The sequence below is a fragment of the Rhodanobacter sp. Soil772 genome, from assembly GCF_001428385.1.
Taxonomy (GTDB): Bacteria; Pseudomonadota; Gammaproteobacteria; order Xanthomonadales; family Rhodanobacteraceae; genus Rhodanobacter.
Genome location: NZ_LMSK01000002.1, coordinates 264392 through 284136 on the forward strand (window position 1 = coordinate 264392; position 19745 = coordinate 284136).

Sequence of the window (19745 nt, forward strand, 5' to 3'; positions counted from 1 at the left end):
CCCCGCCGGGTCGGCCCGATTCGGCGGAATGATTGTAATTGCGAATCATTTTCATTTAACATGCGCCTCCTCACCAGGAGGCCTTCATGTCGTTCCCCGCTCGTCCGCTTGCCCTTGCCGTCGTGTTCGCCCTCGCCGGCGTCGCCCATGCCGCCGACCAGAAGGATGCCGTCGAGCTCAGACGCATCGAGGTTTCCGAAAGCACGCTGCGCATGCCGCAGAGCCAGGGCGCGCTGCCGACCACGATCACGGTGATCACCAGCGAGGACCTGCGCCAGCAGCTGGCGATCACGCCGGACCTCTCCGACGCCATCGGCAACCTGCTGCCCTCGTTCGCCCCCTCGACGCAGAAGCTCAGCTCGCGCGGACAGACCCTGCGCGGGCGCAACCCGTTGTACATGATCGACGGCGTGCCGCAATCGAGCCCGCTGCGCAACGGTTCGCGCGACGCCTACACGATCGACCCGGCGATGATCGAGCGGATCGAGATCGTCGAGGGCTCCAACTCGATGCAGGGCCTCGGTGCCGCCGGCGGCATCATCAACATCATCACCAAGCAGGCGCCGAAGCAGGATGGAGTGCGCCAGGAAGTCACCGTCAACACCAGCGCGCCGACCCGTGGCGCGAACGGCCTGGGCTACGGCGCGGCGTACCTGCTGGGCATGCGCAGCGGCGCGCTCGACCTGGTCGCCGGTGCGTCGTGGCGCAAGCGCGGCATGTACTCCGACGCGAAGGGACGGCTGATCGGCGTCGACGGCACCCAGGGCGACCTGATGGATTCGCGCAGCACGGACGGCTTCGCCAAGCTCGGCTACGACTTCGCCGGCGCGCGCCGGTTGCAGCTGACGGTCAACCGTTTCGACCTGCAGGGCAACGGCGACTACACCGCCGTGCCGGGCGACATGACGAACAACCTGCCGACCACCTCGGTCCGCGGCAAACAGCCCGGCGATGCGCCGCGCAACCGCGTGCTGACCAGCAGCCTCGACTACCGCGACCCGGCGCTGGCGGGCGGCGAACTGCGCGCGCAGCTGTACCACCAGAAGAACCGCGAACTGTTCGGCGGCGGCAGTTTCGCCACCTTCCAGGACCCGGCCTACGGTCCGAACGTTTTCGACCAGTCGCAGAACGTGTCGACCAAGGATGGCGCGCGGCTGTCATGGGCCAGGCGCGGCCTGCTCGACGACAAGCTCACCGTGCTGGCCGGCGCCGACGGTTACCGCGACACCACCTTCCAGGAACTGACCCACACCGGCCGCCACTGGGTGCCGGACAGCACCTACACCGGCTGGGCGCCGTTCCTGCAGGCCGAGTACTGGCCGCTCGAGTCGCTGTCGCTGTCCGGCGGCCTGCGCCACGAGCACGGCACGCTGGATGTACCCACCTTCCAGACGCTGGCCGCCTACCACGGCGTCACCGTGCAAGGCGGCTCCACCAGTTTCAGCAAGACGCTGCCGAACGTCGGCGCGGTCTGGTACCTCACCGGCCAGCTCAACCTGTTCGCCAGCTACGCCGAGGGCTACACCCTGCCCGACGTGGGCCGCGTGCTGCGCGCGATCAACAAGCCGGGCCAGAACGTGGCCGACTTCCTCGACCTCAAGCCGGTGGTCTCGGACAACCGCGAAGTAGGCGCCGAGTTCGCCGGCGACCGCGTGGGCGCCCGGGTGAGCTACTACGTCTCGCGCTCGCGGCTGGGCTCGGTACTGGTGTTCGATGCGCCGAACCAGGTCTACAACGTGATGCGCCAACGCACCGCGATCAGCGGCTGGGAGGCACGCGCGAACTGGCAGCCGCTCGACGGCACCCGCCTCGACGCCTCCTTCGCGATCAACCGCGGCCGCTCGGACCGCAACGGCGACGGCCAGGTCGACTCCGACCTCGACGGCGCCAACATCGCGCCGAACCGGCTCAACCTGTCGTGGACGCAGCGCTGGAACGACGCGCTGTCTAGCTATCTGCAATTCAGCCACGCCTACAGCCGCGACTTCGCCACGCTGGGCCGGCGCAGCGCGCACTTCGACGGCTACAGCACCGCCGACGCCTACCTGAAGTGGCACACCGGCAGCGCCGGCGACTGGACCCTGGGCGTGCAGAACCTCGCCAACAAGCAATACATCAACTACGTCTCGCAGACCGTCGGCGACAACGACTCGTACTTCGCCGGCCGCGGCCGCGTGGTCTCGCTGACCTGGCAGCAGGCCTTCTGAAGTGTCCGCCTCCGCGACCACGATCGACGCGCCGGCGCGCCGTGCCGGCGCCGTGCGGTACTGGCTCAAGCGCCTGCACCTGTGGGTCGGCCTCAGCCTGGGGTCGGTCTACGCACTGATCGCGCTCAGCGGCAGCGTGCTGGTGTTGCAGGGGCCGCTGCTGCGCCTGCTGCATCCGGCGCTGGCCACGCATGCCTTGCCCGACGCCACTGCGCGCGCGGCCGTGCTGACGCGCATCACGCACGAATGGCCGTCCAGAGGACTGCGCAGTGCTGATCTGCCGACCGCCGAGCTGCCGGTATGGCAGCTGTATTTTTCCGACGGCTCACGGCGCTATATCGATCCGGCCAACGGCAACTTGCTGCTCACGCGCGCACCCGGCAGCGACCTGCTGCTGACCCTGCGCGACTGGCACACTCACCTGCTCGCCGGGGAAACCGGCGAGGCCGTGCTGGGTGTGCTCGGCTGGCTCACGTTGGGACTGCTGCTTTCCGGCGTGTGGCTGTGGTGGCCGGGCCGGCGGAATCTGCGCGGCAGCCTGCGTATCCACACGCAGCCGCCGGCGCGGCGCTGGGTCAGCTGGCACCGCAGCACCGGCGCGCTCAGCCTGCCGTTGCTGCTGCTGGTGACCTTGACCGGCACCTTGATGGTCTACAGCGCGGGCACTCGGCACGTCTTGCAGACGCTGTTCGCGGATGCGCCGGCCACGCCGACGCCGGCGCGCATCGCACCGCGACCGCAGGCGATCGACTGGGCGGCGGTGCTCAACGCCGCGCAACTCGCGCTGCCGGGCGCCGAATTGCGCCGCATCGCGCTGCCCTCGGCCAACGACGGCCGCGTGACGATCCGCGCGCGGGCGCCGGGCGAATGGCATCCGGTCGGGCGCAGTCAGGTGTGGCTCGATCCCTACCGGGCCCAAGTGCTGGGCGCCGTCGACGCCACCGCCGAGGGCGCCGGCGCGCGCCTCAGCAACGCGATCTATCCGCTGCACGCCGGCAGCGTGGGCGGCCTGGCCGGAAAGCTGCTGGTGCTGCTGTGCGGTCTGCTGCCGCCCTTCTTCCTGGTGACTGGGTTCCTGTTCTGGCGCACGCGCCAACGGCGCCAACGGCAGTAAAACGCAGGGGACATCCCACGCTTGCCGCTGCACCCGGGCCACGGCGGCACGGCCGTGGCTGCGTGTCGACGCCGAACCGGCACGCCACCAACGCACACATCCCTCGACAGCCAAAGACACTCCCCCCGAAGCCTGCAGTTCGCGGGGCAGATAGCGCATGTCGTTTTTTCTTGCGATGCAAAAAAACTCATTTTTTCATTACGTTGCTTTCGATTTTGGCAATGGCTAGGATGCCTGTGTCACAAGAAATTACGTTTTGTAATACAAAGTTTTAACTTCGCACCCAGCGCCGTCGCCACGGGTCGGAGCGTGCATTCGGGTCGGGAATCAAAGAGCGGGCACGGTGCAACGCCGTTGGGGGGCGTCACCGCGCACCAAGGTCCATCACGGGGGGGAGCAACCATGAATATTCGCAATTACCGGCGGCAACGGCTGGCGTTCTCGATCATCGCCACGCTCGCCGCGACCCAGCTGCCGCTGGCATACGCACAGGACGCCGCGGCGCCCGCCAGCGACGATCAGGAAACCGGCAAGCGGGTCACCACGCTCAGCCAGATCACGGTGCAGGCGCAGAAACGCGTGGAGCTGCTGCAGGACGTGCCGATCACCATGGCGACCCTGCCCGAGCAGCTGCTGCAGGACACCGGGGTGCGCGACATCAAGGATCTGCAGACCCTGGTGCCGACCTTGTTCGTTGCCAGCACCACGTCGGAAACCCAAACCACCGCGCGCATCCGCGGCGTCGGCACGGTCGGCGACAACCCCGGCCTGGAATCCTCGGTCGGCGTCGTGATCGACGGCGTGCCGCGTGCGCGCAACGGCGTGGCGTTCGGCGACCTCGGCGAGCTCGAGCAGATCGAGGTGCTGAAGGGTCCGCAGGGCACCGTGTTCGGCAAGAACACCTCGGCCGGCCTGATCAACGTAATCACCAAGCGGCCCAGCTTCAAGGAGGAAGGCAACCTCGAGTTCACCGCGGGCAACTACGGTGCCGCGGGCGTGGCCGGTTCGTACAACAACAAGCTGAGCGACTATGCCGCGTTCCGCATCTACGCCGCGGACCGCAAGCGCAACGGCTTCAACGACGTGAACACCGGCGTGGGCCCGCGCACGCTCACCAGCGACGGCGACCAGGACTTCCACTCGGTGCGTGCGCAGTTGCTGATCAAGCCTGCCAACGATGTCGACATCAACATCATCGGCGACTACACCCAGCGCAACGAAAACTGCTGCGTCGGCGTCACCGTGGTGCGCGGCCCCAGCGCGGCGATCGTCAACGCGCTGGCCGGCGGCAACGGCGTCATCCAGGCCGTGGACATCGACAAGCGCCTCACCTACAACAACCGCGACACCACCCAGAAGATCACCGACAAGGGCCTGTCGGCCGAGGTCAACTGGAATACGTCGTGGTTCGGCAATGCCACGCTCACCTCGATCACCGCGCTGCGCAAGTGGGACGCGATCGGCGGCGCCGACATCGACTACAGCGGCGCCGACATCTGGTACCGCCCGTACGGCGCGAACGACAACTCGGTGCGCTTCAAGACCTTCAGCCAGGAACTGCGCCTGGCCGGCAACGCCGACCGCGTCGACTGGATGGCCGGCCTGTATTACGACAACGAAAAACTGCAGCGCCACGACGCGGTCACGCTGGGCTCGGCTTACGAGCCTTACCTCTCCACCGCCCTGCTCGGCGGCATCGCCAGCAACCTCGGCGTTTTCGGCATCCCGGTCAACATGAGCAATGCCGGTGCCTTCCTGTCCGAAGCCGCCGGGATGCCGTACGGCACGGCGTTTGCGGGCGCAGCCTCGCGTGACCGCTGGAACCAGGATGCCAAGAGTACGGCGGCGTTCACCAACGTCACCTACCACGCCACCGACAAGCTGGCGCTGACCCTAGGCCTGCGCTACACCCACGAGAACAAGTCGGTCGACTCGTTCTACAGCAACCCGAACGGCGGCCAGGGCTGCGCCGCGGCGCTGACCCATCCGGCCAGCATCGACGCGGCCCTGGTGGGCCGCGGCGTACCGGGCTTCTTCACTCCGTTCGTGACACCGACGGTCGTCGGCTACATGTGCCTGCCCTGGGCGAACACCCTGTTCAACGGGCGCACCACCGCGCAGGCATTCAGCGAGAACGAATGGTCGGGCACGCTGAAGGCCACCTATCGCTGGACCGACAGCGTGATGACGTACGCCTCGGCCGCCCGCGGCTACAAGGCCGGCGGCTTCAACCTCGATCGCGTGCAGTCGGGCAACGGCCTCAGCGACGGCCCCGCCGGGATCATCCCGGTCACCGACACTTCGTTCCCGGGCGAATTCGTGGACAGCTACGAGCTGGGCAGCAAGACCAGTTGGCAGGACGGCAACCTGCTGCTGAACGCGGCGCTGTTCCACGCGAAGTACACCGACTTCCAGCTCAACAGCTTCCTCGGCACCAGCTACGTGGTGCGTTCGGTCCCCGAATTGACCACGCGGGGCCTGGACGCGGACTTGCTATGGCAGACCCGGGTCCCAGGGCTGTCGCTGCAGGCCGGCGCGACCTACACCGACGCGAAGTACGGCGACGATCCGCTACCCGATGCCGGACTGGCCTTGGTTCCGGGCAACACCGCCAGCTTCGCGCCGAAGTGGGCGATCACCGGCGGCGTCACCTACCAATGGGATTTCAACGCCTACCTGATGGGCCGCTTCAACGTCGGCGCCAAGCACACCACCGAATACAACACCGGCTCGGACCTGAATCCGCACAAGATGCAGCCGGCCTACACCCTGCTGAACGCCCGCCTCGTCGTCGGCGCGATCAGCAAGCGCTGGCAGGTCGAGTTGTGGGGCAACAACCTCACCAACAAGACCTATATGCAGGTGGGCTACGACGCACCAATCCAGACCGGTTCGGTCAACGCCTTCCTGGGCGCCCCCCGCACGTTCGGCCTGACCGTGCGCGGCGCGCTGTAGCCCGATCCCCGGAAACCGCCGGCACGGCGGTTTCCGGGATTCACTACAATGGCCGGATGCAAATCGGTCCCTACCGTATCGACCCGCCGCTGGTGCTCGCCCCGATGGCGGGCGTCACCGACAAGCCGTTCCGCCTGCTGTGCAAGCGGCTCGGCGCGGGCCTGGCCGTGTCCGAGATGACCAGCGCCGACCCGACCCTGTGGCAGACGCGCAAGTCGCTGCGCCGGATGGACCACGCCGGCGAGCCCGAACCGGTCAGCGTGCAGATCGCCGGCTACGACCCCTCGATGCTGGCCGAGGCGGCACGCTTCAACGTCGCCAACGGCGCGCAGCTCATCGACATCAACATGGGCTGCCCGGCCAAGAAGGTGTGCAACGTGTGGTCGGGCTCGGCCCTGCTGCAGGACGAGCCGCTGGTGGCGCGCATCGTGAAAGCGGTGGTGGACGCCGTCGACGTGCCGGTGACGCTGAAGATCCGCACCGGCTGGAACCGCGACAACCGCAACGCGCTCAATATCGCCCGCATCGCCGAGGATAGCGGCATCGCCGCGCTGGCCGTGCACGGCCGTACCCGCGCCGACAAATACGAAGGCGAGGCCGAGTACGCCACCATTGCTGCGGTGAAGGCCGCCGTGCGCATCCCGGTGCTGGCCAACGGCGACGTCTGCACGCCGCAGCAGGCGCAACACGTGCTCGCCGTCACCGGCGCCGACGCGGTGATGGTCGGCCGCGGCGCCCAGGGCCGGCCGTGGATCTTCCGCGAGATCGCGCATTACCTCGCCACCGGCGAACTATTGCCCGAGCCCGAACCGGCCGAAGTCGCCGCGATCCTGCTTGGTCACCTCGAACACCTGCACGCGTTCTACGGCGAACCGGCCGGCGTGCGCATCGCGCGCAAGCACCTGGGCTGGTACGCGAAGGACCGCCCCGAGAACGCCGCGTTCCGGCAAGTGGTCAACCGCGCCGAAACCGCCAGCGAACAGCTGCGCCTGACCCGCGACTACTTCGCCGCGCTGGCCAGCGGCGAGCGCCTGGCCGCCTGATGCCGGCGAAAAACCGAACAGCCGTCCATACGGCTGAACGCGCGGCAACCCCCGGGCAAGCTGAACGACGACGGGCTGCAAAAGCGGAGGCGGGGATGTATCATGCCCGACTTCATTTATCTTTCTATCCGTACAAAGGGATATAAACCGCGATGTCCAACTACCTGTTCACCTCCGAATCGGTCTCCGAAGGCCATCCGGACAAAGTCGCCGACCAGATCTCCGATGCCGTGCTCGACGCGATCATCGCGCAGGACCCGCGCGCCCGCGTCGCCTGCGAAACCATGGTCAAGACCGGCGTGGCGATCGTCGCCGGCGAAATCACCACCAATGCGTGGATCGACTTGGAAGCACTGACCCGCAAGGTCATCGTGGACATCGGTTACGACTCCAGCGACGTCGGCTTCGACGGCGCCACCTGCGGCGTGATCAACCTGATCGGCAAGCAGTCGCCGGACATCAACCAGGGCGTGGACCGCAAGAAGCCGGAAGAACAGGGCGCGGGCGACCAGGGCCTGATGTTCGGCTACGCCACCAACGAGACGAAGGACTTCATGCCGGCGGCGATCTACTACTCGCACCGCCTGGTCGAGCAGCAGGCGAAAGTCCGCAAGCGGAAGAACTCGCCGCTGCCGTGGCTGCGCCCGGACGCCAAGAGCCAAGTCACCCTGCGCTACGAGCACGGCGTGGCAACGGCGATCGACGCCGTGGTGCTGTCGACCCAGCACGACCCGGACGTGAAGCAGAAAGACCTGATCGAAGCCGTGCGCGAGACCATCCTCAAGCCGGTGCTGCCGGCCAAGCTGCTGCACAAGGGCACCAAGTTCCACATCAACCCGACCGGCAAGTTCGTGATCGGCGGCCCGGTGGGCGACTGCGGCCTGACCGGCCGCAAGATCATCGTGGATACCTACGGCGGCTGGGCCCGTCACGGTGGCGGCGCGTTCTCGGGCAAGGATCCGTCCAAGGTCGACCGTTCGGCCGCCTACGCCGCGCGCTACGTGGCCAAGAACATCGTGGCCGCCGGCATCGCCGATCGCTGCGAAGTGCAGGTGAGCTACGCGATCGGCGTGGCGCACCCGACCTCGATCTCGGTCACCACGTTCGGCACCGGCAAGATCAGCGACGAGAAGATCGAGAAGCTGATCCGCAAGCACTTCGACCTGCGCCCGTACGGCATCCTGCAGATGCTCGACCTGATCCACCCGATGTACCAGCAGACCGCCAGCTACGGCCACTTCGGCCGCACCCCGCAACAGCTGAAAGACGCCAACGGCAAGGCCTTCACCGCGTTCTCGTGGGAAAAGACCGACCGCGCCGAGGCGCTGCGCAAGGATGCGAAGCTGAAGTAAGCCGGCGTCACAACGCTGCAAGCGAAACGGGCCGCCTTGTGCGGCCCGTTTTGTTTTTCACCTGCCTTGCGAAGCGAACTCCAGAGGCAGCGATGCACGGGAAAACCTGCAGCACCAGCTACAATGAGCAGATGTCTCTAATCCAATTGCAACGCGTCGACTTCAGCATCGGCGGCCCACTCCTGCTCGAACATGTCGATCTGTCGATCGAGGCGAACGAGCGGGTGTGCATCGTCGGCCGCAACGGCGAAGGCAAATCCACCCTGATGAAGCTGATCGCCGGCGAGCTGCACGCCGACGACGGCGAGGTGCGTGTCCAGAACGGCGTCGTGGTCGCGCGGATGGCGCAGGAGGTGCCTCAGGGTACTGCCGGCAGCGTGTTCGACGTGGTCGCCGAAGGGCTGGGCGATCTCGGCCGGCTGCTGGCGCGCTACCACCATCTGCTGGCCGAGGGCGACTTCGATGCGCTCGGCGACGTGCAGCACCAGATCGAGGCGCAGCACGGCTGGGATCTGGATCGCCGCGTCAGCGATGTGCTGACCCAGCTGGAACTGCCGGGCGACACCGACTTCGCCGCGCTGTCCGGCGGCATGAAGCGCCGCGTGCTGCTGGCGCAGGCGCTGGTGCGCAAGCCCGACGTGCTGCTGCTGGACGAACCGACCAACCATCTCGACATCGAGGCGATCGGCTGGCTGGAAACCTTCCTCAAGCAGTTCGCCGGCAGCATCCTGTTCGTCACCCATGACCGCAGCTTCCTGCGCGCGCTGGCCACGCGCATCGTCGAGATCGACCGCGGCGCGCTCACCGACTGGCCCGGCGACTACGACAACTACCTGCGCCGGCGCGAGGAACGCCTGCACGCCGAAGCGCAGGCGAACGCGCTGTTCGACAAGAAGCTGGCGCAGGAGGAAGTGTGGATCCGCCAGGGCATCAAGGCCCGGCGCACTCGCAACGAAGGCCGCGTGCGCGCGCTGAAGGCGCTGCGCAACGAGCGCGCCGAGCGACGCAACCTGAGCGGCAACGTCAAGATGAATGCGGCGAACGCGCAGGCCTCGGGCAAGAAGGTGATCGACCTGCAGCACGTGCACCAGGCCTATGACGGACGCGTGCTGATCGAGGATCTTTCCACCACGATCATGCGCGGCGACCGCATCGGCATCATCGGTCCCAACGGCGCCGGCAAGAGCACCCTGCTGAAGATCATGCTGGGCGAACTGACCCCGCTGCGCGGCACGGCCGAGCTGGGCACCGGCATCCAGATCGCCTACTTCGACCAGCACCGCCTGCAGCTCAACGACAAGCTCAACGCGCTGGACAATGTGGCCGAGGGCCGCGAGTTCATCGAACTCAACGGCCAGCGCAAGCACATCATCGGCTACCTGCAGGACTTCCTGTTCTCGCCCGATCGCGCGCGCGCGCCGATCACTCGCCTGTCCGGCGGCGAGCGCAACCGCCTGCTGCTGGCCAAGCTGTTCGCGCAGCCGTCGAACCTGCTGGTGATGGACGAGCCGACCAACGATCTGGACGTCGAGACGCTGGAACTGCTGGAAGAACTGCTGACCGATTATCAGGGCACCCTGCTACTGGTCTCGCACGATCGCGCCTTCCTCGACAACGTGGTGTCCAGCACCCTGGTGCTGGAGGGCGAAGGCCGGATCGGCGAATACGTGGGCGGCTATACGGACTGGCTGCGCCAGCGGCCCACCGCGCGCAGCACCCCTGCCACCGGCAAATCCGCCACGCCGGCGCCGACACTCGCGGCGCCCGTTGCGGCTAAGCGCAAGCGCAGCTTCAAGGAACAGCACGAACTGGAACAGTTGCCCAAACGCATCGAGCAACTGGAAGGCGACATCGCCGCGCGCACCGCCGCGATGAACGAACCGGCCTTCTTCCAGCAGGACAGCGCCGCCATCGTCAAGGCGAACGAAGCGCTGGTGGCACTGCAGGCCGAACTGGACGCGGCCTACGCGCGCTGGACGGAACTGGACGGCTGAGCTTCGGCCGGCGCGGCGACGCAGCGGCGTATCATTCGCGGATTGCCTCTGCGGATGATCGCCATGTACACGCTCTACTACGCCCCCGGCTCGGCCAACTTGCTGGTGCACCTGGCCCTGCTCGAAATCGGCGCGCCGCACACGTTGGAGCGGGTCGATCTGGACGCCGGCCAGCAACGCAGCGCGGCCTACCTGGCGCTGAATCCGAACGGCGTGGTGCCGACCCTGGTGATCGACGGCGTACCGCACGGCGAGGCGGCGGCGCTGGCGATGCTGCTGGCCGAACGGCATCCCGAAGCCGCGCTGGCGCCCGCCATCGGCAGCGCACAGCGCGCCGATTACCTGCAATGGATGCTGTACCTGGCCAACTCGCTGCAGCCGCTGTTCCGCCAGTGGTTCTATCCCGCTGATCACCTGCCCGGCGCCGGCGACGGCATCAAGGAAGCGGCACGCATCGGCATCGAGAAGTGCTGGTCGCACATCGATGCGCAGCTGGCCGCGCACGGCCCGCACATGCTGGGCGACACGTTCGGTGTGGTGGACTTGTACGCGCTGATGCTGATGCGCTGGTCGCGCAACATGCCGCGCCCGGCGACGGCATGGCCGCAGCTGGCTGCGCTGGCCACGCGATTGAAGGCGCGCCCGTCGTGGAAGCGCGTGTGCGAGGCCGAAGGCCTGGTCGAGTGGGCCTGAACCCATGAGCGACGCCAGCGCCGACGCCTGGGCCGTGTACCTGCTGGAGTGCGCCGACGGCCGCGTCTACACCGGCATCGCGCGCGACCCCGAACAGCGCTACGCGAAACACCTCGCCGGCAAAGGCGCCCGCTTCACCCGCTCCAACCCGCCACGGCATCTGCTGGGCTGGGTCTGGGTCGTCGACCGCAGCGCGGCGCTGCGGCTGGAGATCGCCTGGAAGCGGCTGCCGCGCGATGAACGCATCGCCGCGCTGCACGAAAGCCTCAAGCCGTAGGAGAGCCGCCGTCAGCCGGTATTCTGCAGGCCCTGCGAGACGCCATTGACGCAGGCGACCAGCGCCTGCAGCACGGCATCGTCGTTGCGCTCGCCGGCGCGCCAGCGCTGCAGCAGGTCGACCTGCAGCAGGCTCATCGGATCGACATAGGGGTTGCGCAGGCGGATCGAGGCGGCCAGGCGTGGCTCTCCGCGCAGCAGGACGTCGCTGCCCTTCAGCTGCAGCAACCAATGGCGGGTGCGCGCGAACTCGGCGCGGATCAGGCCGAAGAATTCGTCGTGCAGCGGGCCGGACAGTTTCGAGAACGCCTCGGCGATGTCCAGGTCGCACTTGGCCAGCACCATCTCGACGTCGTCGAGCAGGTTGGTGAAGAACGGCCAGTCGCGCGCCATCTCCGCCAGCGTTTCTTCGCCGAACTGCTGCACGCCCTGCTCCAGCGCGCTGCCGAGGCCGTACCAGCCGGGCAGGATCGAGCGGCACTGGGTCCACGCGAACACCCACGGGATCGCGCGCAGGTCCTGCACCCCGCGCATGCTGCGGCGGCTGGCCGGACGCGAGCCCAAGGTCATCTGCTCGATCACGTCGACCGGCGTAGCGCTGCGAAAGTAATCGACGAAGCCCGCGCGCTCGACGAAGTCGCGATAGCTGCGCCGGCTGGTCGTCGACAGCGTATCCATCAGTTCGCGCCAGCGCGCCTCGCGCGGCTCGTCTTCGCGCGGACGCAGCGACGCGCGCAGTACCGCGCCCACGGTCTGCTCCAGGTTGCGCAGCGCCAGCGCGCGGATGCCGTACTTGCGATGGATCACCTCGCCCTGCTCGGTCACCCGCAGCACGCCAGCCACCGCGCCGCGCGGCGAGGACATCAGCGCCGGCGTGATGCGTGCGCCGCCGCGGCTGGCCGAGCCGCCGCGGCCGTGGAAGAACGCGAGATGGATACCCGCCGCGTGCGCCACGTCCAGCAACTCCGCCTGCGCGCGCTGCAGGCCCCAGCGCGAGGCCAGCGTGCCGCCGTCCTTGCCGCTGTCGGAGTAGCCCAGCATCACCCACTGCTGGTCGTCACGCGCAGCCAGATGACGGCGATAGACCGGATCGTCGAGCAGCGCGCGCAAGGTGGCCGGCGCGTTCTTCAGGTCGTCGACGGTTTCGAACAGCGGGGCAATATTGAGCGGCACATGCTGCGCTTCGTCGACCAGCCCGCCGCGCCGCGCCAGCGCCAGCACCGCCAGCACGTCGGCGGCCGAGCGCGCCATGCTGATGATGTACAGGCCGGTGGCGTCGTGGCCGTGGCTCTGGCGACTGTCGCGCAAGGTGGTGAACACCGCCTGCAGCGACTCGGCATTCGCGTCGCTGCTGTGCGCAAACGCGGCTTCGCCGCTGGCGTAGGGGCGCAGCCGATCGGCGCGTGCGGCGCTATCACGAGTGGGCCAACCCGGATCGGCCAGCAAGGCCGCCAGCGCGTCGTCGTGCACGCGCGAATCCTGCCGCACGTCCAGCCGCGCCAGATGGAAGCCGAAGCTGCGCACGCGGCACAGCAGGCGTTCCACCGCATAGGCGCCGGCGTGCACGCCGCGATGCTGGAACAGGCTGTCGGCGATCAGCTGCAGGTCGTCCAGCAATTCGACGCTGGACGGATAGCCGTCCGAAGATTCGTCATCGGTCAGCACCAGCCGTGCGCCGACCAACTGCAGCAAGCAGCGGTACGGCATGTCAGCATGGCGCGGACGGATCTGCGCCGCGGCCGCGGGAAAACGTTCGCGATAGTCCGCCAGCCGCGCGCGCAACGCCGCCGACGCGGCGACCCGGCCCTCGGTCTGGCTGAGCTGGCGCGCCAGCGTGGCCACGTCCTCGCGATAGCGCTCCAGCACCAGCGCGCGCTGCGAATCGAGGCAGGCGGCGATGGTGTCGGCGCCGACGTTCGGGTTGCCGTCCATGTCGCCGCCGACCCAACTGGCGAAGCGCAGCAGTCGTGGCAGCTTGATCGCCACGCCGTAGGTTGCCTGCAGCGCCTGCGCCATCGATTCGTACAGCGCCGGCACGATCCGGTACAGCGGGTTGGCCAGGTAGAAGTCGACGTGTTCGCGCTCGTCCTGCACGCTGGGCCGCACCGGCGAGGCCTCGGCGGTCTGCCAGCCGGCGGACAGCGCCATGTAGATGCGGTCGTCGTCCTCCTTGCGTTCCTGCGGCGTGCGCTGCGGGTCGAAGCCGTCGATCAGCGAGCGCACGATCGCCTGTTCCTTCTCCAGCAGCGAGCGGCGCACCGCCTCGGTCGGGTGCGCGGTGAACACCGGCTCGATCCACAGCCGGTCGAGCCAGCCGACCAGCTCGTCGGCGCCCACGCCTGCGGCCTTCAGCCGACCCAGCACGTCGAGCAGCGACTCCGGCTGCGGCGCGCTGCCCTCGCGCTGGTAGTCGCGGCGACGGCGGATGCGGTGCACCCGCTCGGCCGTGTTCACCGCCTGGAAATAGGTGGCGAACGCGCGCGCCAGCGCTTCGGCGTCGTGGGCGTCGAGACCGGCCAGCGAGGCGGCCAGGTCGTCCACCGTGGCGCCTTCGCGGCGCCGGCGGATCGCTGCGGTGCGCACCTGCTCGACCCGCTCGAAGAACGCCGTGCCGCCCTGCTCGGCCAGCATCCGCCCGACCATCGCGCCGAGTCGACTGACGTCTTCGCGCAGCGGGCCGTCGGGCGGCAGGAACTCGGGTTCGCGACTTGATTCCATGCGGGGCTCCGGGCGGGATGAACGGCCAGCCTAAACGAATTGCAGCGTCGCCGGCTTCTGCCGTTACAATAACGGGCTTGTACTGCCCGCCGAGGGGCGCTGCGACCGTTTATTCGTGAATGCGGATCCATCCGCGACTGCCTGCATATCCCTGTGCAGACTCCTCACGAAACCGGCCAGGCTCGGCGCGGCACGTTCCACAACGGCGCTCAGTACGCGAGTCCCTTCGCGGAAGACCGGCCATCCGTGGCCGGACTCCTCGAAAGAGCCTCGCATCAACTGGAGATATCCATGAACGCCGCACTCAAAGAAAACACCCCCGACTACAAGATCCGCGACCTCTCGCTCGCCGACTGGGGCCGCAAGGAGCTGGACATCGCCGAGCACGAGATGCCGGGCCTGATGTCGATCCGCAAGAAGCACGCCGCCACGTTGCCGCTGAAGGGCGTGCGCGTGACCGGCTCGCTGCACATGACGATCCAGACCGCGGTGCTGATCGAGACGCTGAAGGACATCGGCGCCGACGTGCGCTGGGCCTCGTGCAACATCTTCTCGACCCAGGACCACGCCGCCGCCGCGATCGCCGCCACCGGCACGCCGGTGTTCGCGTGGAAGGGCGAGACGCTGGAAGAGTATTGGGACTGCACGCTGGATGCGCTGTCCTTCCCCGACGGCAAGGGCGGTTTCCTTGGGCCCCAACTGGTGGTCGACGACGGCGGCGACGTGACGCTGCTGATCCACAAGGGCTACGAGCTGGAGAACGGTTCGAAGTGGGTCGACGAGAAGGCGTCCTCGCACGAGGAGCAGGTGATCAAGAACCTGCTCAAGCGCGTGCACGCGGAGCGTCCGGGTTACTGGCACACCGTGGTCAAGGACTGGAAGGGCGTCTCCGAGGAGACCACCACCGGCGTGCATCGCTTGTACCAGCTGGCCGAGGCGAAGTCGCTGCTGATCCCCGCGATCAACGTCAACGACTCGGTCACCAAGTCGAAGTTCGACAACCTGTACGGCTGCCGCGAATCGCTGGCTGACGGCCTCAAGCGCGCGATGGACGTGATGCTGGCCGGCAAGGTCGCCGTGGTGTGCGGCTACGGCGACGTCGGCAAGGGTTGCGCGCATTCGCTGCGTGCCTACGGTTCGCGCGTGGTGGTCACCGAGATCGATCCGATCAACGCGCTGCAGGCGGCGATGGAAGGCTTCGAGGTCAACACCGTCGAATCGACCCTCGGCCGCGGCGACATCTACGTCACCACCACCGGCAACAAGGACGTGCTGACGCTGGATCACCTGAAGTCGATGAAGGACCAGGCGATCGTCTGCAACATCGGCCACTTCGACAACGAAATCCAGGTCGACGCGCTGAACGCGATGGCCGGCGTGGAGAAGATCAACATCAAGCCGCAGGTGGACAAGTACGTGTTCCCGGATGGCCGCGCGATCTTCCTGCTCGCCGAAGGCCGCCTGGTGAATCTCGGCTGCGCCACCGGTCACCCGAGCTTCGTGATGTCCAATTCGTTCTCCAACCAGACCCTGGCGCAGATCGACCTGTGGGCGAACAAGGACAAGTACGAGGCCAAGGTCTACATCCTGCCGAAGAAGCTCGACGAGGAAGTCGCGCGCCTGCATCTGGAGAAGATCGGCGTGAAGCTGACCACGCTCAGCGCCCCCCAGGCCGCGTACCTCGGCGTGCCGGTGGAAGGCCCGTACAAGCCGGATCACTACCGCTACTGAGCCGCTAGCGGATCATCGGTCGGTTGCAGCAGAACGGGCGCGCAAGGCGCCCGTTCTGCTATCGCCAGCTACCACCGGGCAGCGTGCACCGTGCGGCCTGCGCTGCGCCGGATCATACTTTCGTACCGATCCAACACGATCGAACCCACGGGAGACGGCATCGATGTCGCCAAAGCCAAGCAGCGCCGACCGGCGATTGTTCAGCCAGCTTCGCAGTGAAATGGATCGGATGACCGCGTCCGAACGGGTGATCGCGAACTTCCTGCTCACCAACCGGCAGGCGGTGCCGTTCGAGACCGCCAACTCGCTCGCCGCCAAGCTCGCCATCAGCGCCGCGACGGTGGGCCGGTTCTGCCGTCGCCTCGGTTACCGGAACTTCCGCGAGCTGAAGGCGGCTTTCAAGTTCGACGTGGCCGTCGCGCCATGGCCGATCGGCGAAGGCCTGCGCTCGATGCTGCAGACCGGCAGCGGCGAACCGGCGCTGCAACGCGACCTGGACCTGACCATCGCCGGCATCATCGAGGTCTACCGCCGCGCGGAAACGCGCGAATGGCAGGATATCGTCGCGCGTCTGGCGCACTGCTCGACACTGCACATCGTGGGATTCCAGACCGAGCGCGGGCTTGCGGCCCACTTCGCCAGTTTCCTGCAATACGTGCGCCCGCGGGTGCGGGTGGCCGACCTGGCTACCGGAAGCTTCTCGGAGGTGCTGCTCGACGGCACCGACAAGGATTGCGTCGTGATCGTGGAGACGCGCCGCTACTCGCGCCAGGCACAACTGCTCGCCCATCATTGCCGGCAACGCGGGCTGCCGCTGGTGATGATCACCGACAAGTATTGCCACTGGGCCAGCGAATACACGCCGCACATCCTGGCATTGCCGACGGAAAGCGGGATCTTCTGGGGCACCACCGTTCCGATCCACGCGGCGCTGGCGCTGCTGGTCAACGGCGTGGTTCTCGCGCTCGGCGACCGCGTGGAGCAACGCCTGGCCCACGTCTCCGACCTCTACCAGGAATTCGTCGGCCACGTCGGGAAACCCGCGCGCGGGCAGCGCAAGAGGGGCGGCGACATCGAGCCTTGAGCACGCAGCGTACCGTCGGGCCGAGGCCCGACGCTTCTGCGGAACCATGATCGCCGCTCCCGTTCAGCGCGATCGCACGTAAACCGCGTAGATGACCAGGCCGGCCGCGAAATAGCCACCGACGATCGCCAGCGGCAGCACGTCGCCGCGCGTTGCGCGCAGCACCATGTCGATCAGCAGCGGCAAGCCCATCAGCGCGGCGAAGGCGATGCCGAGCGCCGGAATGATGCCGATCCACCAGCCACGCACGCGGATGCCGCCCAGCGGCACCCGGAACGATCGCACGCGATCGGGCTCGACCACGCGCAGGCGCATGACCGCCGCACAAACGATCGCGAACGCGACCGCCGTGCCGAGGCTGATCAGGTCGCCGAGCAGGCTGATCGGCAGGCACGCCGCGAGCAACGCCATGGCCACGCCGGTATAGATGGTGCCGACCTGCGGCGTGCGCGTCCTGCCGTCGATCCGCGCGAACACCGACGGCAGCATGCGATCGCGCGCCATCGCGTAGAAGATGCGGGTCTGGCCGTAGATTGACGTCAGCAGCACCGAAAGCAGGCCGATCACCGCGGCGGACTTGACTGCGATGCCGAACATCGGCAACTGCATCGCGTCGACCGCGACGGCGATCGGGTCGGCGACACCGAGCCGGGCGTAGGGCACGATGCCGGTCATCACCGCGGCAACGGCCATGTACAGCACGGTGCAGACCGCCAGCGTCATGAAGATGCCGATCGGCAGGTCGCGCTGGGGGTTGCGCGCCTCGGCTGCGCTCGTGGACACGGTCTCGAAGCCGACGTAGGCGAAGAAGATCGCCGAGGCGCCGCGCAGCACGCCGGGCCAGCCGAACTCGAAATCGCCCCGCGCCGGCGGCACGAACGGCGTGAGGTTGGCCGGGTCGATGAAGGCGATACCGACCAGTACGAAGGCGACCAGCGCAGCAATCTTGAGCAGCACGATGGCCGTGTTGAACGCGAACGACTGCGTCATCCCGCGCAACAGGACAGCCGTCACCACCAGGATCGCGCCGGCGGCGACGAGGTTGATGCCGCCGCCGAACTGCAGGCGGTTGGTGTCGCCATCGGTGCGGAAGTCGAGCATCGGCGTGGTGATCGACGCCGGCAGGTGCAGACCGAACTGGTCGAGCAACGCCACCGCGTAGCCGGCGAAGCCGACCGCGACGGCCGCCGCGGCAATGCCGTACTCGAGCAGCAGCAGCCAACCGGCGCACCACGCGGTGAAGCGGCCAAACGTGAGCAGCGCATACGAATAGCTCGAACCGGACAGCGGCATCGTGCCGGCAAGCTCGGCATAGCAGAACGCGGTGAACCCGCAGGCGATCGCCGCCACCACGAACGACAGTACCACCGCCGGCCCGGCATGGGTCGCCGCCGCGGTGCCAGTCATGACGAAGATGCCGGCGCCGATGACGCAGCCGACACCGATCATCGTCAACTGGAGCGGGCCGAGCGTGCGCGCCAGCCCCGCTTCGTCGTTATCCATTGATTGCAAGTTTTCTTTCATGGAGGTTACTATGATATAAATCATACATGCACGTCTAGAGGCCATATTGCATGCAGACCGAGGTTCGCCACGAACGCTGGGAGCTCGCCGCGCCATTCGTCATCGCGCACGAGACCTACCTGCATGCCGACGTCATCGTGGCAACGCTGTCGTGCGATGGCGCCGTCGGCCGCGGCGAATGCACGCCCACGGCGTTCTACGGCGAGAGCGTGGACGGCGTGATGGAGACCGTGCGCGAACTGCTCGCCCGCCTCGCCCGCGGCGAGTCCTGGGACCGCATCCACGATCGCGCACCCGCCGGCGCCGCACGCAACGCGGTCGACTGCGCGTGCTGGGATCTGCGCGCGAAACTGGCGAAGCGGCGTGTCTGGGAACTGGCCGGAGTCCCCGCACCGGGCCAGGTGCGCACCGCACAGACCATCAGTGTGGGCGAAGCGGCGCAGCAGGCGGACAAGGCGCGCGCGATCGTCGTCACCGACGGCGATGGCGCCCTGATCAAGCTGAAGCTCGATGCGCACGACGTCGTCGCCCGCGTCGCGGCCGTGCGCGACGCCGCTCCGGCGGCGACCCTGATCATCGACGCGAATGAATCCTGGGACCCGGTGTTGCTCGCCGGCGTCATGCCGGCGCTGCAGGCCGCGCATGTCGCGATGGTCGAGCAGCCGCTGCCCGTGGGCAAGGACGACGCGCTGGCGCGGATCGAACGCCGCGTGCCGGTCTGCGCCGACGAGTCCGCGCACGTCGGCGCGGACCTCGACGCGCTGCGCGGCCGCTACGACCTGGTCAACGTGAAGCTCGACAAGACCGGCGGCCTGACCGAGGCGCTGCGCATGGCCGCCCGCGCCCGCGCGCTGGGCTTCGGCCTGATGGTCGGCTGCATGGAGGGCACCTCGCTCGGCATGGCGCCTGCGATGCTGGTGGCCGGCGCCGCGCGCTTCGTCGATCTCGACGGCCCGCTCCTGATCGGCCGCGACCGCGAGCCGGGCCTGCGCTACGAACGCGGCATCGTCTCGCCGCCCAGCGCGGCGCTGTGGGGCTGAACCGCCTTCCTTCA

Annotated in this window: 13 protein-coding genes and 1 riboswitch; of the genes, 11 read left to right on the forward strand and 2 right to left on the reverse strand. The window is 67.8% G+C overall.

Annotation, left to right across the window (positions count from 1 at the left end; all coding sequences use genetic code 11):
• The first annotated feature begins 86 nt into the window (after nucleotides 1–86).
• The 8 genes from ASG75_RS07940 (at nucleotide 87) to ASG75_RS07975 (ending at nucleotide 11635) form a co-directional block, all read left to right on the forward strand.
• Nucleotides 87–2207 carry a TonB-dependent receptor gene (locus ASG75_RS07940; protein ID WP_082547530.1) on the forward strand — a complete coding sequence of 707 codons (2121 nt, stop codon included), beginning with the start codon at nucleotides 87–89 and terminating at the stop codon, nucleotides 2205–2207.
• A gap of 1 nt (nucleotide 2208) precedes the next feature.
• Entirely contained in the window at nucleotides 2209–3321 is a 1113-nt protein-coding gene (locus tag ASG75_RS07945; RefSeq protein ID WP_056387615.1) for a PepSY-associated TM helix domain-containing protein, read from the forward strand.
• A gap of 402 nt (nucleotides 3322–3723) precedes the next feature.
• Nucleotides 3724–6276 (forward strand): TonB-dependent receptor, encoded by a 2553-nt coding sequence (locus ASG75_RS07950; RefSeq protein WP_056387618.1) that lies wholly within the window; start codon nucleotides 3724–3726, stop codon nucleotides 6274–6276.
• Nucleotides 6277–6332: 56 nt separating this feature from the next.
• Nucleotides 6333–7319, forward strand: a complete 987-nt coding sequence (gene dusB / locus ASG75_RS07955) for a tRNA dihydrouridine synthase DusB (RefSeq protein WP_056387621.1) — start codon at nucleotides 6333–6335, stop codon at nucleotides 7317–7319.
• A 152-nt stretch (nucleotides 7320–7471) separates the two neighbouring features.
• On the forward strand, nucleotides 7472–8671 hold the full coding sequence (metK, locus tag ASG75_RS07960; RefSeq protein WP_056387623.1) for a methionine adenosyltransferase: 1200 nt from the start codon (nucleotides 7472–7474) through the stop codon (nucleotides 8669–8671).
• Nucleotides 8672–8802: 131 nt separating this feature from the next.
• Nucleotides 8803–10665: an ATP-binding cassette domain-containing protein gene (locus ASG75_RS07965; protein WP_056389155.1), complete on the forward strand. Its 1863-nt coding sequence runs from the start codon at nucleotides 8803–8805 to the stop codon at nucleotides 10663–10665.
• Between the two features lie 54 nt (nucleotides 10666–10719).
• Nucleotides 10720–11358 (forward strand): glutathione S-transferase, encoded by a 639-nt coding sequence (locus tag ASG75_RS07970; RefSeq protein WP_200935647.1) that lies wholly within the window; start codon nucleotides 10720–10722, stop codon nucleotides 11356–11358.
• A gap of 4 nt (nucleotides 11359–11362) precedes the next feature.
• Nucleotides 11363–11635: a GIY-YIG nuclease family protein gene (locus ASG75_RS07975; RefSeq protein ID WP_056387626.1), complete on the forward strand. Its 273-nt coding sequence runs from the start codon at nucleotides 11363–11365 to the stop codon at nucleotides 11633–11635.
• 11 nt (nucleotides 11636–11646) lie between these two features.
• Here ASG75_RS07975 and ppc read toward each other — a convergent pair whose 3' ends face one another.
• Nucleotides 11647–14352, reverse strand: coding sequence for a phosphoenolpyruvate carboxylase (gene ppc, locus ASG75_RS07980; protein WP_056387629.1), 2706 nt, complete (start codon nucleotides 14350–14352; stop codon nucleotides 11647–11649).
• An 85-nt stretch (nucleotides 14353–14437) separates the two neighbouring features.
• Nucleotides 14438–14570, forward strand: a riboswitch (S-adenosyl-L-homocysteine riboswitch).
• Nucleotides 14571–14643: 73 nt separating this feature from the next.
• On the opposite strand from ppc, the gene ahcY reads away from it, so the two are divergent.
• Together ahcY and ASG75_RS07990 are read left to right on the forward strand one after the other, a co-directional pair.
• Nucleotides 14644–16083 carry an adenosylhomocysteinase gene (ahcY, locus tag ASG75_RS07985; protein ID WP_056387631.1) on the forward strand — a complete coding sequence of 480 codons (1440 nt, stop codon included), beginning with the start codon at nucleotides 14644–14646 and terminating at the stop codon, nucleotides 16081–16083.
• Nucleotides 16084–16246: 163 nt separating this feature from the next.
• A complete protein-coding gene (locus tag ASG75_RS07990; protein WP_056387632.1) occupies nucleotides 16247–17167 on the forward strand; it encodes a MurR/RpiR family transcriptional regulator in 921 nt (306 codons plus the stop codon).
• A gap of 63 nt (nucleotides 17168–17230) precedes the next feature.
• On the opposite strand, the gene ASG75_RS07995 is transcribed toward ASG75_RS07990, so the two are convergent.
• A complete protein-coding gene (locus ASG75_RS07995; RefSeq protein ID WP_082547531.1) occupies nucleotides 17231–18691 on the reverse strand; it encodes an amino acid permease in 1461 nt (486 codons plus the stop codon).
• Between the two features lie 50 nt (nucleotides 18692–18741).
• Between ASG75_RS07995 and dgcA the strand changes: the two genes are divergently transcribed.
• Nucleotides 18742–19731 (forward strand): N-acetyl-D-Glu racemase DgcA, encoded by a 990-nt coding sequence (gene dgcA / locus ASG75_RS08000; protein ID WP_056387643.1) that lies wholly within the window; start codon nucleotides 18742–18744, stop codon nucleotides 19729–19731.
• The last annotated feature ends 14 nt before the right edge of the window (nucleotides 19732–19745 follow it).

Excerpts from the sequence above, each read along its gene's own strand:
- ahcY (WP_056387631.1), top strand. The coding sequence starts at position 14,644 with ATGAACGCCGCACTCAAAGAAAACACCCCCGACTACAAGATCCGCGAC.
- ASG75_RS07965 (WP_056389155.1), top strand. The coding sequence starts at position 8,803 with ATGTCTCTAATCCAATTGCAACGCGTCGACTTCAGCATCGGCGGCCCA.
- dusB (WP_056387621.1), top strand. The coding sequence starts at position 6,333 with ATGCAAATCGGTCCCTACCGTATCGACCCGCCGCTGGTGCTCGCCCCG.
- ASG75_RS07970 (WP_200935647.1), top strand. The coding sequence starts at position 10,720 with ATGATCGCCATGTACACGCTCTACTACGCCCCCGGCTCGGCCAACTTG.
- ASG75_RS07940 (WP_082547530.1), top strand. The coding sequence starts at position 87 with ATGTCGTTCCCCGCTCGTCCGCTTGCCCTTGCCGTCGTGTTCGCCCTC.
- ASG75_RS07950 (WP_056387618.1), top strand. The coding sequence starts at position 3,724 with ATGAATATTCGCAATTACCGGCGGCAACGGCTGGCGTTCTCGATCATC.
- dgcA (WP_056387643.1), top strand. The coding sequence starts at position 18,742 with ATGCAGACCGAGGTTCGCCACGAACGCTGGGAGCTCGCCGCGCCATTC.
- ASG75_RS07995 (WP_082547531.1), bottom strand. The coding sequence starts at position 18,691 with ATGAAAGAAAACTTGCAATCAATGGATAACGACGAAGCGGGGCTGGCG.
- ASG75_RS07990 (WP_056387632.1), top strand. The coding sequence starts at position 16,247 with ATGTCGCCAAAGCCAAGCAGCGCCGACCGGCGATTGTTCAGCCAGCTT.
- ASG75_RS07975 (WP_056387626.1), top strand. The coding sequence starts at position 11,363 with ATGAGCGACGCCAGCGCCGACGCCTGGGCCGTGTACCTGCTGGAGTGC.
- metK (WP_056387623.1), top strand. The coding sequence starts at position 7,472 with ATGTCCAACTACCTGTTCACCTCCGAATCGGTCTCCGAAGGCCATCCG.
- ppc (WP_056387629.1), bottom strand. The coding sequence starts at position 14,352 with ATGGAATCAAGTCGCGAACCCGAGTTCCTGCCGCCCGACGGCCCGCTG.